The 15,249-nt window shown below is 69.8% G+C and carries 14 protein-coding genes; 4 read left to right on the plus strand and 10 right to left on the minus strand.

Annotation, left to right across the window (positions count from 1 at the left end; translation table 11 throughout):
- Nucleotides 1-7: 7 nt before the first annotated feature.
- The 5 genes from ACIBL3_RS19430 to ACIBL3_RS19450 all read right to left on the minus strand — a co-directional run bounded on the left by ACIBL3_RS19430 (nucleotide 8) and on the right by ACIBL3_RS19450 (nucleotide 6,157).
- A complete protein-coding gene (locus ACIBL3_RS19430; RefSeq protein ID WP_396354797.1) occupies nucleotides 8-1,195 on the minus strand; it encodes an NAD(P)/FAD-dependent oxidoreductase in 1,188 nt (395 codons plus the stop codon).
- Nucleotides 1,196-1,307: 112 nt separating this feature from the next.
- Nucleotides 1,308-2,261, minus strand: coding sequence for a sigma-70 family RNA polymerase sigma factor (locus tag ACIBL3_RS19435; protein ID WP_396354798.1), 954 nt, complete (start codon nucleotides 2,259-2,261; stop codon nucleotides 1,308-1,310).
- Between the two features lie 18 nt (nucleotides 2,262-2,279).
- Nucleotides 2,280-3,521, minus strand: coding sequence for an NAD(P)/FAD-dependent oxidoreductase (locus ACIBL3_RS19440; RefSeq protein ID WP_396354799.1), 1,242 nt, complete (start codon nucleotides 3,519-3,521; stop codon nucleotides 2,280-2,282).
- A 126-nt stretch (nucleotides 3,522-3,647) separates the two neighbouring features.
- Nucleotides 3,648-4,856, minus strand: a complete 1,209-nt coding sequence (locus ACIBL3_RS19445; RefSeq protein WP_396354800.1) for an acyl-CoA dehydrogenase family protein — start codon at nucleotides 4,854-4,856, stop codon at nucleotides 3,648-3,650.
- A complete protein-coding gene (locus ACIBL3_RS19450; RefSeq protein WP_396354801.1) occupies nucleotides 4,856-6,157 on the minus strand; it encodes an acyl-CoA dehydrogenase family protein in 1,302 nt (433 codons plus the stop codon). Before ACIBL3_RS19450 ends, ACIBL3_RS19445 begins: the two co-directional genes overlap by 1 nt.
- A 63-nt stretch (nucleotides 6,158-6,220) precedes the next feature.
- On the opposite strand from ACIBL3_RS19450, the gene ACIBL3_RS19455 reads away from it, so the two are divergent.
- Nucleotides 6,221-7,291 carry a methyltransferase domain-containing protein gene (locus ACIBL3_RS19455; protein ID WP_396354802.1) on the plus strand — a complete coding sequence of 357 codons (1,071 nt, stop codon included), beginning with the start codon at nucleotides 6,221-6,223 and terminating at the stop codon, nucleotides 7,289-7,291.
- Here ACIBL3_RS19455 and ACIBL3_RS19460 read toward each other — a convergent pair.
- Nucleotides 7,254-8,468: an alpha/beta hydrolase fold domain-containing protein gene (locus ACIBL3_RS19460; RefSeq protein ID WP_396354803.1), complete on the minus strand. Its 1,215-nt coding sequence runs from the start codon at nucleotides 8,466-8,468 to the stop codon at nucleotides 7,254-7,256. The two genes, ACIBL3_RS19455 and ACIBL3_RS19460, sit on opposite strands and share 38 nt — an antisense overlap.
- 110 nt (nucleotides 8,469-8,578) lie before the next feature.
- On the opposite strand from ACIBL3_RS19460, the gene ACIBL3_RS19465 reads away from it, so the two are divergent.
- Nucleotides 8,579-9,010, plus strand: a complete 432-nt coding sequence (locus ACIBL3_RS19465; RefSeq protein WP_396354804.1) for an alpha/beta hydrolase — start codon at nucleotides 8,579-8,581, stop codon at nucleotides 9,008-9,010.
- Nucleotides 9,007-10,485: an MFS transporter gene (locus tag ACIBL3_RS19470; RefSeq protein WP_396354805.1), complete on the plus strand. Its 1,479-nt coding sequence runs from the start codon at nucleotides 9,007-9,009 to the stop codon at nucleotides 10,483-10,485. The genes ACIBL3_RS19465 and ACIBL3_RS19470 overlap by 4 nt, the downstream gene beginning before the upstream one ends.
- Nucleotides 10,486-10,494: 9 nt before the next feature.
- Here the strand turns inward: ACIBL3_RS19470 and ACIBL3_RS19475 are convergent, their stop codons facing one another.
- Both ACIBL3_RS19475 and ACIBL3_RS19480 read right to left on the minus strand, forming a co-directional pair.
- Complete coding sequence (locus tag ACIBL3_RS19475; protein ID WP_396354806.1) at nucleotides 10,495-11,745, minus strand: RNA polymerase sigma factor; 1,251 nt, start codon at nucleotides 11,743-11,745, stop codon at nucleotides 10,495-10,497.
- 1 nt (nucleotide 11,746) lies between these two features.
- Nucleotides 11,747-12,346, minus strand: a complete 600-nt coding sequence (locus ACIBL3_RS19480; RefSeq protein ID WP_396354807.1) for a TetR/AcrR family transcriptional regulator — start codon at nucleotides 12,344-12,346, stop codon at nucleotides 11,747-11,749.
- 95 nt (nucleotides 12,347-12,441) lie between these two features.
- Here ACIBL3_RS19480 and ACIBL3_RS19485 point away from each other — a divergent pair, with 95 nt between their 5' ends.
- Nucleotides 12,442-13,200, plus strand: a complete 759-nt coding sequence (locus ACIBL3_RS19485; RefSeq protein ID WP_396354808.1) for an ABC transporter transmembrane domain-containing protein — start codon at nucleotides 12,442-12,444, stop codon at nucleotides 13,198-13,200.
- A gap of 46 nt (nucleotides 13,201-13,246) precedes the next feature.
- Here ACIBL3_RS19485 and ACIBL3_RS19490 read toward each other — a convergent pair whose 3' ends face one another.
- The gene (locus tag ACIBL3_RS19490) at nucleotides 13,247-13,654 is read right to left on the minus strand and encodes a TIGR03668 family PPOX class F420-dependent oxidoreductase (protein ID WP_396354809.1); all 408 of its coding nucleotides are present in this window, start codon (nucleotides 13,652-13,654) and stop codon (nucleotides 13,247-13,249) included.
- 1 nt (nucleotide 13,655) lies between these two features.
- Nucleotides 13,656-15,248 (minus strand): phytoene desaturase family protein, encoded by a 1,593-nt coding sequence (locus ACIBL3_RS19495; RefSeq protein WP_396354810.1) that lies wholly within the window; start codon nucleotides 15,246-15,248, stop codon nucleotides 13,656-13,658.
- Between the last annotated feature and the right edge of the window lies 1 nt (nucleotide 15,249).

Consider the following 15,249-nt stretch of genomic DNA (forward strand, 5'->3'; position numbering starts at 1 on the left):
CGGTCGCCTACCCGACTGGTGCCGACGTGTTGCCGCGGTGGGACCGCAGCAACTGCGGCCGGTGCTTGCCGTCCTTGGGCCAGGAGTGCGAACCGGGCTTGCGGGCTTCGGTCACCAGGTGCTTGACGCTGAAGGCGCAGGACAGCTCCTTGAGCCTCTTGCCCGCGCGGCCGGTGAAGTAGAGCCGCATTGCGGTGTCGTTCTTGTGGGCAATCTGGAAGATGCCGGCGCGGCGACCGAAGCTGATGCACATGGCGCTGAAGGACAGGTCGATCGGCTTCGGCTGCTCAGCGGCGAGCCGCTTGAGCACCGTGTCCGCGGCATGGGCGCCAAGGCATCCCGCGGCGTAGGCGCTCATCCGGAACGGAAGGCCGGACGGCGCCGAGGAGTCGCCCGCCGCGACGATGCGGTCGTCGTCGGCGCTGGTCAAGGTTTCGTCGGTGAGCAGCCGCCCGGCCGCATCGGTGCGCAAACCGCTGCGATCGGCCAGATCCGGCACCCCGAAGCCCGCGGTCCAGATGGTGACCTGGCTCAGCATGGTACGTCCGTCGCCGAGCTCCACGGCGTCGCGTGTCACCGCCGTGACCGACGTACCAGGGCCTTCGAGAGCGTTCACGCCCAGCTCTGCGAGATACCTGCGGGCGGTGCGTCGAGCCCGTGGATGCAGGTACGGCCCGAGGACGCCACCACAGATCAACGTGACGATGCGGCCCTGCTCTGCCAGCTCCGCGGCCGTCTCGATGCCGGTCGGACCGCCCCCTACGACAGTCACCGCGGCGGTGCTGGGCTTGTCCTCGAGCACCGACCGCAACCGCCGTGCCGCCTCCAGGGTCGCGATCGGATACGCGAACTCGTCCGCGCCGGGCACCCGCGGGCCGGCACTGCCACTGCCCACCGCGTAGATCAGGTAGTCGTAGCCGATCGTGCCGCCGTCGAACAGAGTCACACGCCGCCCGGCGGGATCGATCCGGGTCGCGCTGTCGACGACCAGCCGGACACCTGCGGCGAGGACTTCCCGGTAGTCGACGACCGCATCGTGGGTCCCGCCCACCAGTTGGTGCAGACGCAGTCGCGGGACGAAGACCGGGCGAGGATTCACGACAGTCACGGCCACGTCGTCGCGCTGCGTGAGACGGTTGGCCGCCATCACTCCGGCGTATCCGCCGCCGATCACGACCACATCGGTCTTCTTCATGGTGTCTCCTTCGCTCCGAGTTGCTCGAGCACAAGACACCGGATCCCCTGCCGTTCTGACATCGTGTGAAACAGATCACTCGACGGTCGCCCCGACCATGGTCGGTGTCGGGTCACCACTGGGTGATGAGCGGCGCGTCAGCTTCGTGGTGCCGCCAAGCGTCGGCAAGGCGGGCAAGGCGGCTGGGTGCGGCGATGCCGCGCACGGTTGCGATCTTCCCGCCGATGATGTCGAACGTCACGGCGCCGACGACCTGGTCGCCGGGTACGAAGAGAATGGCGGGGGCACCGTTGACGAGGGCATAGTGAACGGCGGGCGTGCCGCCGGCGAACCGCCGTTTCGCGGGCGTGGGCTTGAAACCGGCCCGTGCGATCGCGGCGATGCGTTGTGGAGCGTCGTACTGCAGCAGCGTCTCGGTCAAACCGGCTCCGTCGGAGATCGCGGTCGCGTCGTCGGTGAGCATCGCCACCAGGCGTTCGGTGCGGCCCGAGGAGGCAGCAGCGAGGAACTCCTCGACAATCCTGCGGGCGGATGCCGGGTCGACCTCGCTGCCGCGGCGGCGCGCGGCGGTGATCCGGCGCCGAGCGCGATGGAGGTGCTGCTGGCTTGCGGACTCGGAGATGTCGAGGATCTCGGCGATCTCGGCGTGGCTGTAGGAGAACGCTTCGCGCAGGACGTAGACGGCCCGCTCGAAGGGTGACAAGCGCTCCATCAGGGTCAGCACGGCCAGGGAGACCGATTCGCGCTGCTCGGCAGTGTCGGCCGGACCGAGCATCGGATCTCCGTCAAGCAGCGGTTCGGGCAGCCAGGCGCCGGCACTGCGTTCGCGGCGGGCTTCTGCCGAGCGGAGCCGGTCGAGACACAGGTTGGTGACGACCTTGGTCAGCCATGCTTCCGGTACCCGCATCCGCTGCCGGTCGGCGGCCTGCCAGTGCAGAAAGGCAGTCTGTACGGCGTCTTCGGCGTCGGCGGCCGAGCCCAGCAGCCGGTACGCCAGCGAGGCCAGCCGGTTCCGGCTGGCCTCGAACCGACTGGCGTCGAAGCGATCAGTGGCAGTGCTGTCCACGCGACGAACCCTAAGTGGCTACACGACCGCCCGGACGGATCCGGCAGCACCAGGCCCGGCGCCTCGGGTTTCCTGGCCGGCGGACGCATCGGGCGCCACGGTCAGGCGGTGCCTGCGTGTGGGCATGCCGAACGTCGGGTTCGAGGTGGCCCACAGCGAGGTCTTGATGATGGCCGACTTGACCCGTGCGGCCTTCCGGCCGCCCAGGTACTTCGGCTTTGCCTGCGCTTCGTCGTCGACCCCCTGCAGGATCCCGTCCTGCCGCCCGAGGCTGATGTGGTTGGCCGTGTAGGTCATCTTGATGTTCGCGATCTTGCGGCCGGTCAGGCGTCCCACGATCGCCTCGATGACCTGCTTGCTGGTGTGGCCGGCGGAAGCGCACGACATCGGCAGCGGGCGGCCGTTGTCGCCGATGGCGTAGGCGCTGTCTCCGGCGGCGTAGACGTTCGGGTGCGAGACCGACCGCATCGAGCGGTCGACGATGATCTGGCCGTTCTCGGTGACCTCAAGTCCGCTGGCGGCGGCGATGGGGTTGACCGCGAACCCCGCCGTCCACACCGTCGCGTCGGCCGCCAGAGCGGTGCCGTCGGCGCACAGCACCCGCGTCGCTTCGACGGCTTCGACCTGGGTGTGCTCCAGGACAGTGACGTCGAGCCGCTCGCAGGCCCGGCGCAGGTGGCTGCGGGCTCCGGCGGACAGGCGGGCGCCCAGCTCGCCGCGGGCGATCAGCGTCACCGTCAGGCCAGGCCGGGATTCGGCGATCTCGGTCGCGCTTTCGATCCCGGTCAACCCGTCGCCGACAACCAGCACACGTCCGCCTTCGCGCCGCCTCCCCAAGCTGTCCAGGCGCTCGCGCAGTCGCAGCGCCGAGGGACGGGCGGCGATGTCGAAGGCGTGCTCGGCCACGCCGGGGACACCGCGGTCGTCGCCGCGGCTGCCGAGCGCGCAGACGAGCGTGTCGTAACCGAGCTCACCGCCGCCGTCCGCGTCGGCGACGGTGACGACCTGGCGCTCTGGGTCGACGGCAGTGACACGGGCCAGGCGCAGCCGGATCCCAGTGCCCGCGAACACGTCCGTGAGCTTGGGAGCCGCAATCTGCTGTCCGGCGGCGAGCTGGTGCAGCCGCAGCCGCTGGACGAAGTCCGGCTCGGCGTTGACCACGGTGATCTCGGTGTCCGCAGAGGACAGTCGGCGGGCCAGATTCCCGGCCACGAATGCCCCGGCATAGCCGGCGCCGAGGACGACGATGCGATGCTTCATGTGCTGCTCCAATCGGTCGCTTGCTCCCGGTGACTGAGCGATATGGCGCTCCGATTGCTGACAGGAACTCCCTGTGGCGCGCGTCACAGCGCGCCGCGCTGAGGACAGATCCCCTTGAAGACAGCGCTATTTCAGCTCGGCAGAGGTCTTCCCTAGCAGGCGGCGGGCGACGATGAGCTGTTGGATCTGCTGGGTTCCCTCGAAGATGTCCAGAATCTTGGAGTCTCGGGACCACTTCTCCAAGAGGTGGTGTTCGGAGTAGCCGAGGGGGGCGGTTAGTTCTACGCAGCGGAGGGTTATGTCGTTGGCGGTGCGGCCGGCTTTGGCTTTGGCCATGGAGGCTTGGAGGGAGTTGGGCCGGCCGTTGTCGGCCATCCAGGCTGCTTGGAGGGTGAGGAGGTAGGCGGCTTCCCAGTCGGCTTCGAGGGTCAGGTACGTCGCTGCCGCGGCCGGCTGGAGGTGGACGGGGCGGTCGTAGTCGACCTCGACGCCGGCCTCGGACAGCATGGAACGGGTGAGCTCCAGCGCGGCGCGGGCCACGCCGACCGCCATGGCGGCGACCAGCGGGCGGGTGTTGTCGAAGGTCTGCATGACGCCGGCGAACCCTTTGCCCGTGTCGATGTCGGGCGAGCCGAGCAGGTTGGCCGCGGGCACCCGGCAGTCTTCGAAGCGGAGCGTGGCTGTGTCGGAGGCGCGGATGCCGAGCTTGTGGTCGAGCCGTTCGACCGTCATCCCGGGCGTGTCCTTGGGCACGACGAACGACTTGATCGCCGCGCGTCCGAGAGACTTGTCCAACGTCGCCCACACCACGACCGCGTCGCACCGCCCACCCGCGGTGACGAAGATCTTCTCGCCGTTCAGGACGTAGGAGTCGCCGTCGAGCCGGGCCGTCGTCTGGATGTTGGCCGAGTCGGAGCCGCAGCCGGGCTCGGTGATCGCCATCCCGGCCCACACGCCGTCGAAGCGCCGGAGCTGCTCTTCCGACGCGACCGACGCGATCGCGGAGTTGCCGAGTCCCTGCCGCGGCATCGACAGCAACAGCCCGACATCGCCCCAGCACATCTCCATGACCGACAGCACTGACGACAGGTTCGAGCCGTTCACGACACCGTCAGCCGCCTCGGCGGACCGCCGTACGCCGGAAGCACCCGCGCCCGAACCGGTGCCCGAGGCACCTAATCCGTCGACCACCGCGGCGAGCATGTCCAGCTCGACCGGGTAGGCGTGCTCGGCCAGGTCGTACTTGCGCGAGTTCGGCCGCAGCATCCCCGCCGCGACCTTGTGCGCCTGATTGACGAAGGTCCGGAACTTGCGCGGGGTCTCAAGATTGATCATCAGACCAGCACCGCGCCTTCCATGACGCCGATGGCGCGCAGATCGCGGTACCAGCGCTCCACTGGATGCTCCTTCACGTACCCGTGCCCGCCGAGCAGCTGTACGCCGTCGGTCCCGATCTGCATCCCCTTGTCGGTGCAGAGCCGCCGCGCCAACGCGACCTCGCGAGCGAACGGAAGCCCTTGCTCCGCACGCGATCCGGCCCGGTAGGCGACCAGCCGCATGCCCTCCAGCTCGATCCCGATGTTCGCGACCATGAACGCGACCGACTGCCGATGGCTGATCGGCTCACCGAAGGCGATCCGCGAGTTCACGTACGGCGTCACGTAGTCGAGCACAGCCTTGGCCGTTCCAAGGGACAACGCACACCACCCAAGCCGCGACAGCCGCACGCACTCGGCATAGTCCTCCACAGTCCCCAACTGCACAGCCGGCACGTCCTGCAGAATTACCCGACTGAGCGACGCCGCCCGCAGCCCCATCGACGGCTCGGCCTCGATCGTCACCCCAGGATGGTCGGACTCGACCAGGAACAACGCGGGCTGTCCAGACTCCAACGCCGCCGCGATCACGAACAGCTCGGCCTCCGCGCCCCGCGGCACCAACGACTTCACCCCGTTCAATCGCCCGCCGTTGAATGTCGTCTGCACCGAGAACGGGTCGAACAACGCCCGAGGTTCGAGAATCGCCAGCGCCGCCGCCGGCACCGACGACCCGGTGAACGCCGGCAGGTACGTCGCCTGCTGCGTCTCGTCACCCCAGAGCGAGATCGCCGTACTCACCGCCGCCGGCGCCAGGCACGCGACCGCCTGACCCATGTCGCCGTGAGCCATCGCCTCGGCCACGAGTACGCCGGTCATCGCGGAGCGCTCGGTGACGATGCCGCCGAGCTCCTCGGGGACCTCGATCAGGCTCAAGCCGAGCTCCGCGGACGACGACAACACGTGAGCATCGGTCGCGCACGCCGTGTCCGCAGAAGCAGCCGCCGGACGCAGTACCTCAGCCGCGAACTCACGCACGACCTCGACGACCATCTGCTGGTCTTCGGTCGGCGTCAGGTCGAACCGCCCGGTGCCGCGAGCGGCGGGCAGCCGGGACGGCTTGGCCAGCTTCGACGCGGCGGTGAACCGCCGGGACAGCGCGCCGGCCGTCCGGAATCCGGTCTTGGTCGCCTCGAACACCGCCCGCTCGGCCGGCTTCCGCAAGCCGAGCCGGTCGATGGCCCGGGAGTTGGCCAGCCGGTTCAGCAACGCCGCCCCGACTCCGATGGCGTCCCGCCGGCTCTTCACCACAACGCTCATACCCGCAACTGTAAACCGAAGTTACAACTCAGGTCACGTGACCCAGGCCACTACGATCCACTCATGGGTACGACGGACGACACCCAAGCCCTCGCCGACCGCCTGCTCCGGCACGCCGGTGCGGCCCTCGAGATCTACACGGTCTACCTCGGCGAACGCCTCGGCCTGTACCGCGCGCTCGCCGAGCAAGGCCCCGCCACCTCGGCCGAGCTGGCCGAGCGCACCGGCACCGCGGAGCGCTACGTCCGCGAGTGGCTCGAGCATCAGGCCGCCAGTGGACTGCTCGACGTCGACGACACGACCGCGGAAGCCGCCGTACGACGGTTCAGCCTGCCGCCCGCTTTCGTTCCGGTCCTGGCCGACCCGGACGACGTTCGTTATCAGGCTCATCAGGGCGTCGAGATCGCCCGCGCAGGACGACGGCTGCCCGAGCTGGTCGAGGCCTTCCGGACCGGCGACGCACCACCTCCGCTCCCCTGGGAGCCGGAAGGCCGAGCGGAGTGGAACCGGCCGCTGTTCCTCAACCTGCTGGCCAAGTCCTGGCTGCCCGCGATCCCGGAGCTCGACCGCAGGCTGCGATCCGACCCCCCAGCCCGGCTGGCCGACGTCGCCTGTGGCACCGGCTGGGCGGCGATCGCCATCGCACAGGCCTATCCCCGCGTCACCATCGACGGATACGACCTGGACGAGGACGCTGTCGCCGCGGCACGTGCCAACGCGGAGGAGGCCGGCGTCTCGGACCGGGTCACGTTCTCGGTCGTGGATGCCGCACAACTGAAACAGACCGGGTACGACCTGGTCACGATCATCGAGGCCCTGCACGACATGTCGCGCCCGGTCGAGGCACTCCAGGGCGTCCGGGACATGCTGGCCGACGACGGGACCGTCCTGGTCGTCGACGAGCTCGTCGAGGACGAGTTCACCGCCCCGGCATCCGACATCGAGCGCTACCACTACAGCTGGAGCGTCCTCTCCTGCCTCCCCGACGCCATGGGCGACGCCGAGACCGCGGCGACCGGAGCGGTGATGCGCCCGTCAACCCTGCGCCGCTACGCCACCGAAGCAGGCTTCAGCGACGTACGACCGCTGCCGATCCTCAACGACTACCTGCGCTTCTACCTGCTGATCCCCTGATCGAAGCGGCGAACTCGCCGATGCGCGTCATCGCCTGCTGTGCATCAGGCAGGAACGACCAGAACAACTGGAACACGTGGGTGTCGGCCGGATACAACTCAGCCACCACGTCGACGCCACACTTGTCCGCCTGCTCGACCAGCAGGCGCATGTCGTCCCCGACCGGGTCGCCGGTGGCCGACTGGACCAGCAACGGCGGCAGTCCGTGCAGGTCGGCTTTCAAAGGGCTGAGCAGCGGATCGTCCAGCGGATGGTCACCGACGTACCAGGACGTCACGCGAGCCATCGTCTTGAACTGATCCTGCTCGGCGAGCGGTGAGCTGCCGTCCAGCATCGCCGCCACGTTCAGCCCCGGGCAAAGCAGTACGGCGCCGCCCGGCAGCGGCAGGCCCTGATCGCGCAGGAGCAGCAGGAGCGACATCACCAGCCCGCCACCCGACGAGTCCCCGGCGACGACAAGCTCTTCCGGAGCGACTCCTTGCTCCAGCATCCACAGGTACGCGCTGCGGGCGTCGTCCACCGCCGCCGGGAAGGGATGCTCAGGGGCCAGCCGATAGTCAGGCACCAGTACGCCGGAACTCGTGCTGACCGCCAACGCCCCGGCCAGCGCCCGGTAGCCGTACGCCGATCCGAGCACGAACCCACCGCCATGCAGCAGCAACACCGACGGCGAACCGCCCACCTGCAAGGACGGAACGCCTCCGGCGGTCACCGGCACGACCGGAACGTCGTCCGGCGGCAGCACCTGCGCCAGCATCCCCTCGTACGCCGCCCGCATCCGGCCGAGCTCCCCTTCGAACCCCTCGTCGGCCAGCGGCGCCCACATCCGGTTCACCCGGTTGGTCAGTTCGCCGCCCACCGAGCGGGTGGTCGCGATCGCACTGTCCAGGTCACCGAGCAGGGTGCGGGCCCGGTCGAGGAACGCCTCGCCGGCGAGGGTGAGCTCCACCCGGTGGGTCGAGCGCCGGAGCAGCTCGCACCCAAGGAGCCGCTCGAGCGAGCGGATCTGCCGGCTCAACGCGGGCTGTGACAGGTACAGCCGGGTGGCCGCCCGGCCGAAGTTGAGCTCCTCGGCGACCGCGACGAACGCCCGCAGGTGCCGGAGCTCGATCGCATCCGGGGTCTGCGGCATCGCCAGTACGTCGGCTGTGCCCTCACCACGCCCGTTGTCACTCATGCCGTTCATTCTGGCCCCGATCGGCGGCAGATGGTGATGCCGATGGCGCACCACCGTCATGCACGATCGGCCTTTCCCTCCGAGGCGCCGCCGGTGCCAGCGTGTCAGCCATGACGACCGTACGAAGTGCCGCGGTTCAGCTCCGCGGAAGCAGCGGGCCGATCTGGGCCCGGGTCTACTGGCCACCGGCGAGCGGCACGAGCCCGCCGCTGCTGGTGTTCTTCCCCGGCGCCGACGAACCTGGCGCCGGCGATCCCGACACCGAGTGCCGGCAGCTGTGCCGGCGCGGCGGACTGGTGATCCTCGCCGGCCCGACCAGCCCGCAGTACGACGAGGCCGTCGCCGACGCCAGGGCGATCGTCGGCTGGTCCGCGGACCACGCCGTCGAACTGCAAGCCGACCCCGCCCGCCTGCTGGTCACCGGCACCGGCGACGGCGCCCGGGTCGCGGCGGCGGTCACCCAGCTCGCAGCCGGCGAGGGCTGGCCCGACCTGGTGCTGATGCCCGACCTGATCACGACTCTTGAAGGGACGAACCGATGAAGGCGACCAAACGAGAGTGGACGGGCCTGGCGGTCCTCGCCCTCCCGACGCTGTTGCTGTCGCTCGACGTGAGCGTGCTCTACCTGGCCCTGCCCAGTCTGAGCGCGGATCTCGGTGCGGACAGCACCGAGCAGCTGTGGATCCTGGACATCTACTCATTCCTGCTGGCCGGCTTCCTGGTCACGATGGGAACCCTCGGCGACCGGATCGGACGGCGGAAGCTGCTGCTGATCGGCGGCGCCGCGTTCACGGTCGCGTCCGTCCTCGCGGCGTACTCGACCAGTCCCGAGATGCTGATCGCGTCCCGGGCCCTGCTCGGCGTCGCCGGCGCGACCTTGATGCCGTCGACGATGGCGTTGATCCGCAACATGTTCCACGATCCGGCGCAACTCGCGCAGGCGATCGGCCTGTGGTTCAGCTGTTTCATGGTCGGCATGCTGATCGGCCCGGTGGTCGGCGGGTTGCTGCTGGAGCGGTTCTGGTGGGGTTCGGCGTTCTTGCTCGGCGTACCGGTGATGCTGCTGCTTCTGATCGCGGGTCCGCTGCTGCTTCCGGAGTACCGGGACACGGCGGCCGGCAAGCTCGATCTGCTCAGTGTGGGGTTGTCGCTGGCAACGACCCTGCCGGTGGTCTGGGGACTCAAGGAACTGGCTCGCCAGGGCTGGGCAACCGCCCCGGTCGCCGCCATCCTGGCCGGTCTGCTGATCGGCATCGGCTTCATCCGGCGCCAGCAGCAGCTGGAGCATCCGCTGCTCGACCTACAGCTGTTCCGGAAGGGGAAGTTCAGCGCCGCCCTCGGTATCTCCGTCGCCGCCGGTGTGGTGATGGCCGGGATCTCGCTCCAGGCTGCGCTCTTCCTTCAGGTCGTCGAGGAACTTACTCCATTCCAGGCCGGGCTCTGGTTGCTGCCGCAGAGCGTGGCGATGATCCTCGGCCTGTCGCTGGCGCCGCGGATCGCGCAACGGCTGCCGACGTCGGTGACCGCCGCGATCGGCCTGACGATCTCCGCGGCCGGCCTCGTGGTGGTCACCGGCGGTGGACTGGCCTTCCTGGTCACCGGCTTGACCCTGACCTCGTTCGGCATCGGGATGCCGATGGCTCTCATGATGAACCTCATGCTGGCCGCGGCTCCGCCGGAGCGCGCCGGATCGGTCGCCGCACTCGCCGAGACCAGCGGCGAAGGCGGCGTCGCCCTGGGGGTCGCGCTGCTCGGCAGCCTCGGGACGGTCGTCTACCGCAACCAACTCGACCTCCCTGCCGCGCTGCCCGACGACATCGCCCGTCAGGCAACGGAGAGCGCCGTCGCCGCCCATCAGCTCGGTTCCGACCTGGCGGTCGCCGCGAACACGGCCTTCGTCAGTGGCCTGAACGTCGTCGCTGTCGTCGGCGCGGTCGCCTTCCTCGCCTGCGCGCTGCTGGCCGCGGTCGCACTGAAGGAGGCTCCCGCCGAAGACAAGGTCACCGAGTCGGTGTGACCTCTCGCGTCAGCCGCCGGTCGTCTCGGACGGGATGCCGGCGGCTTTCGCGTTCAGGTAGCGCTGTTCGGGAAGGCTGGTGGTACGGCGGGCCGCGGCCAGGTAATGCTCTCGCGCCAACGCCCGCGACCCCGCCCGTTCGTAGAGATGCGCCCGGACGGCGTCCAGCCGGTGGGTCTCGGTCACGTTCTTGTCGTCGTCGAGAGTGGCCAGCAGGTCGAGACCGGCCTGCGGACCTTCGACCTGAGCCAGCGCGATCGCGCGGTTCAGCGTGACCATCGGGTTCGGCGCGAGCTTCTCCAGCAGCACGTAGAGGCCGAGGATCTCGCGCCAGTCGGTCTCCTCGGTACTCGGCGCCTCGGCATGAACCGCCGCGATCGCCGCCTGCACCTGGTACGGTCCGACCTCGCCCCGGGCCAGCGTCTCCAGGATCAGCGCGACGCCTTCCTCGATCTGCTTGCGGTCCCACCGGCTGCGGTCCTGCTCGTCGATCGGAACCAGGCCGCCGTCGGGCGTCGTCCGCGCCGTACGACGAGAATCCGTCAGCAGCATCAATGCGAGCAGGCCCGCCACCTCGCCGTCGCCGGGGAGCAGGTCATGCAGCATCCGGGTCAGCCGGATCGCCTCGGCGGTCAGCTCGACCCGCTGCAGCTCCTCCCCCGAACTGGCCGTGTAACCCTCGTTGAAGATCAGGTACAGCACCTGCAGGACGACGCGCAGCCGGTCGGCGCGCTCCTCCTCCGGCGGCATCACGAAGCGGCTGCCGGCCGCCTTGATGCTCTTCTTCGCCCGGCTGATCCGCGGCGCCATCGTTGCCTCCGGCACCATGAACGCGCGGGCGATCTCGGCCGTGGTCAGACCGCCGACCGCGCGCAGCGTCAGCGCCACCTGGGACGCCGGCGTGACGGCCGGATGGCAGCACAGGAAGAGCAGCGTGAGGGTGTCGTCGGCGTCCGGCGGCGCGTCCACATCGGCGCCCGGGGCAACGAGTTCCTCCGGACCGGACATCGCAGCGACCGTGTCCTCCCGGCGCCGCCGCGCGTGCTCGCTGCGGAACTGGTCAGTCAGCCGTCGCGTCGCGACCGTGATCAACCAACCCCGCGGGTTCGCCGGCACGCCGTCCACCGGCCACTGCGTCGCAGCCGCCAGCAAAGCCTCCTGTACGGCGTCCTCACACAGATCGAACTGCCCGTGCCGCCGGGCCAGGAACCCCAGCACCTGCGGCGCCAGCTCCCGCAGCAGCGTCTCCACCTCGGGCATCTCAGTCACCCTCCGGACGGGCCAGAATGCCAGTCTCCAAAGTCTGGATGATGATGCCCGGGGCGGCGTACCGGGTCATCTCGCCTTCGGTGACCGCCTCGGAGCCGATGTAGACCATCCACCAGAGCAGCCGGTTGATCCAGGTCCCAGGTAGCGAGCCGGTGAAGACCCCGTCGGTCTGACCGCGGGTGACCAGCGCCTCGATCGGCTTGCCGGCCACGTCCAGCCGCTCCCAGAAGTCCTTCACCCACGGCACCGGATCGGGGGTGTTGAAACTCGGCTCGTTGAACAGGAAGAACAGCCGCGGCGCCAGGTCGAACCAGCCGGTGATCAGGCGCCGCAGCGCCTCCCGCGCCGACCCCTCGTCCAGCTGGGCTTCTGAGATGGTGCGGTCGATCAGGTCCAGGAGGTCGTCGGCGAGCGCCCGGATCAGCGCGTCGCGGTCCGGGAAGTACCGGTGCAGGGTGCTGCGCGCGACCTGCGCCTCGGTCGCGATGTCGCCCAGCGAGGCAGTCCACCGCTTGGCGAACACCACCACCGCGGCTTCCAGGATCGCCCGCCGCGTCCGGCTCCGGCTGCCCGACTCCGCCCTGTCCGTCATGGGCTGCACTGTAGTCCTCTCGGGCCGTCAAGGTTAATAATAGGACACTTATGTCCGATTCTGCTACGCTGGCGTTTCAGATCGAAGGGGGCGGTATGAAGCGCTGGGAGAACGTGCGGACCCTGTGGTCGTTCGTCCGGCCGCACCGGCGGACGCTGGCGGTCGGCATGGTGCTGGGGCTCGGCACGACGGCCGCCTCGCTGGCGACGCCGATGGTGTCGAAGTCGGTCCTGGACGACCTGGCCGCGTCGACGCCGATCACATCGGCCGTGACGCTGCTCGTCGTACTGCTGGTGATCAGCTCGGGGCTCGGCCTGGTGCAGTGGATCCTGCTCGGCAAAATGGGCGAGCGGGTCGTGCTCGACGCGCGGAGCTCGATGGTACGGCGCCTGTTCCGGGTGCGCGTCGGTGAGCTGGCGGGCCGCTCCCCTGGTGAGCTCGTCACCCGGGTCACCTCGGACACCGTGCTGCTCCGCGAGGCCGCCGCATCGAGTCTGGTGCAACTGGTCAACGGCGTGATCTCGCTGGTCGGCGCCCTCGTGCTGATGGCGATGCTCGATGGCGTGCCGCTGCTCACGACGCTGGCCGCGTTGGCCGCGGTCGGCATCATCGTGGCGTTGCTGATGCCGCCGATGGCGAAGGCTCAGGAGCAGGCGCAGGGTGCGGTCGGCAGGTTGGGCGGCGTGCTCGAAGGGGCGCTGCGGGCGATCCGGACGGTCAAGGCCAGCCGGGCCGAGGCGCGAGAGAGCGAGCGGGCGCCCACCGGCTGTCCACGGTCATCGACGCCGACCAGATCGTGGTCCTGGAGTCCGGTCGGGTCCGCGCCCGCGGCACTCACGGGGAGTTGCTGGTGACCGACGATCTCTACCGCGACCTGGTCGCCGCCCTCCGGATCGCCACTCAGGTGTAGGACCAGCCCGACCAGTTCTCCACCTGTACGGCGATCACCGGGCCGCGCGGCGGATCGGCGTCGTACTGCGGGTACTTCGCCCGCAGCAGCTCGACCGCAGCGGGCAACGAATGCAGGACCCGCGCGACGCCGTCGAGGCGCACCCACCACAGATGCGTCCAGTCCTCGTCGTACTCGTCGACAAGGACGGCGACCCGGTCGTTCTCCGCGATGTTCCGCAACCGCCGCAACGCGGTCGTCGTCTTCGGCTTCTGGTCGATCGCGACGTACAGCTCGTCCCCATGCACGGCATAGGTCACCGGTACGACGTGTGGCCGCAAGTCAGCGCCCACAGTCGCCAACCGCCCGACCCGCGCCGCCGCGACCCGGGCCCTGCAGTCCGCTTCGTCGAGTTGCACGTCACTGTTGGAGTCGTCGGAGGGCGGCGGTCGGGAACGTGCGGGTGAGGGGGCCGAGGATGGAGGCGTCGCGGAGCGCGGTGCGGGCGGCGAGGTGGCCGCAGGCGCCGTGGACGCCGCCGCCGGGGTGGATCGCGGAGCTGCCCAGGTAGAGCCCGGAGACGAACGTCCGCGGACTTCCCAGCCCGATGGTGGGGCGGAAGATCAACTGCTGCTGGAGTTGCATGGTGCCGCCGCCGACCGCGCCGAGCCCGAGCGCGGCGTTGCCGGCTTCGAGGCCGCTCGGGATCTGCACGTCCCGGTCGGTGACCAGGTCGCCGAACCCAGGTGCGAACCGCTCGATCGCCCGCTCCATCCGGTTCGCCAGCTTCCCCGCCGACTCATCGTCCGCGACCCCACGCGGCAGGTGCGCGTACGCCCAGACCGCTTCGGTGCCCTCCGGCGACCGGGACGGATCCGCCTTGGTGGTCTGCCCGATCAGCAGGAACGGCGTCGACGGCAGCCGGCCGGTGTCGAGGTCGGCGGACAGGTGGACGAGGTCGTCGGCGGTGCCGCCGAGGTGCACAACGCCCGCGGACCGCGCCTCGGGCGAGCGCCACGGGATCGGCCCGCTCAGCCGGAAGTTCAGCTTGACCGTGGGGTAGTCCCACTCGAACCGCTCGTCCAGGTCCCGCCGCAACCCGGCCGGGATCGTTGCGCTCGGCAACAACGAGTCGTAGAGCGTCGGCGCGGAGGTGTCCGCGATCACCGCCCGGTTGACGACCACGGTCTCCCCGGCGGCCGTCCGTACGCCGGTCACCCGTCCGGAGGACACCTCGATCGCGGAAACCGGCGTACCGGAGACGAGCAACGCACCGGCGCGTTCGGCTCGACGGACCAGTGCGCCCGACAGCGAGCTCGATCCACCGGCCGCGACCGGGTAGCCGACGTCCTGCGCGAGCATGACGAGCAGCCACCCCATCGTGCCGCTGACGGCGCCGGACAGCGGCGCGTCGGCGTGCAGCGAGTTGCCCGCGATCAACGCGGGGCCACGCGGTCCCTCGAACAGCTCCTTGCCCATCCGGTGCATCGGCATCGCCATGAACCGGGCGAAGCGCAGCAACTCCCCCACCGACCCGAGCTTGCGGGCCAGCTTGATCCCCGGCACGACCGGCGGCCAGGTCGTGAGCAGCGACTTCAGGAGCGGTTCGCGGATGGCGACGTACTGCTGGTAGAGCCGGAGCCATGCGTCGCCGTCACCCGGATGGTCGACGCCGATCGACTTGGCGGTGTCCTCCGGGTCCGGGTGGATCGCGACCGAGGTGCCTTCCTCGTCGAGCAGGTGCACGAGCGGCAGCGGCGCGTGCGCCCACCGCAAGCCGTGCTTCTCGAGCTCCAGCGCGCGCAGCACCGGTGAGGCAACGCCCAGTGGGTAGTTCGAGCTGAAACGATCACTGATCCAGCCGTCGCTCTCGGTCGACCGGACCGCGCCGCCGAAGGTCTCCTCGGCCTCCAGCACCAGCACGTCCCAGCCCGCGTCGGCGAGGGCGATCGCGCTCACCAGCCCGTTCGGCCCCGACCCGATCACCACGGCATCAACACTGCGCGGCAGCATG

It is taken from the genome of Kribbella sp. NPDC050124 (genome assembly GCF_044460355.1).
Classification (GTDB): Bacteria; Actinomycetota; Actinomycetes; order Propionibacteriales; family Kribbellaceae; genus Kribbella.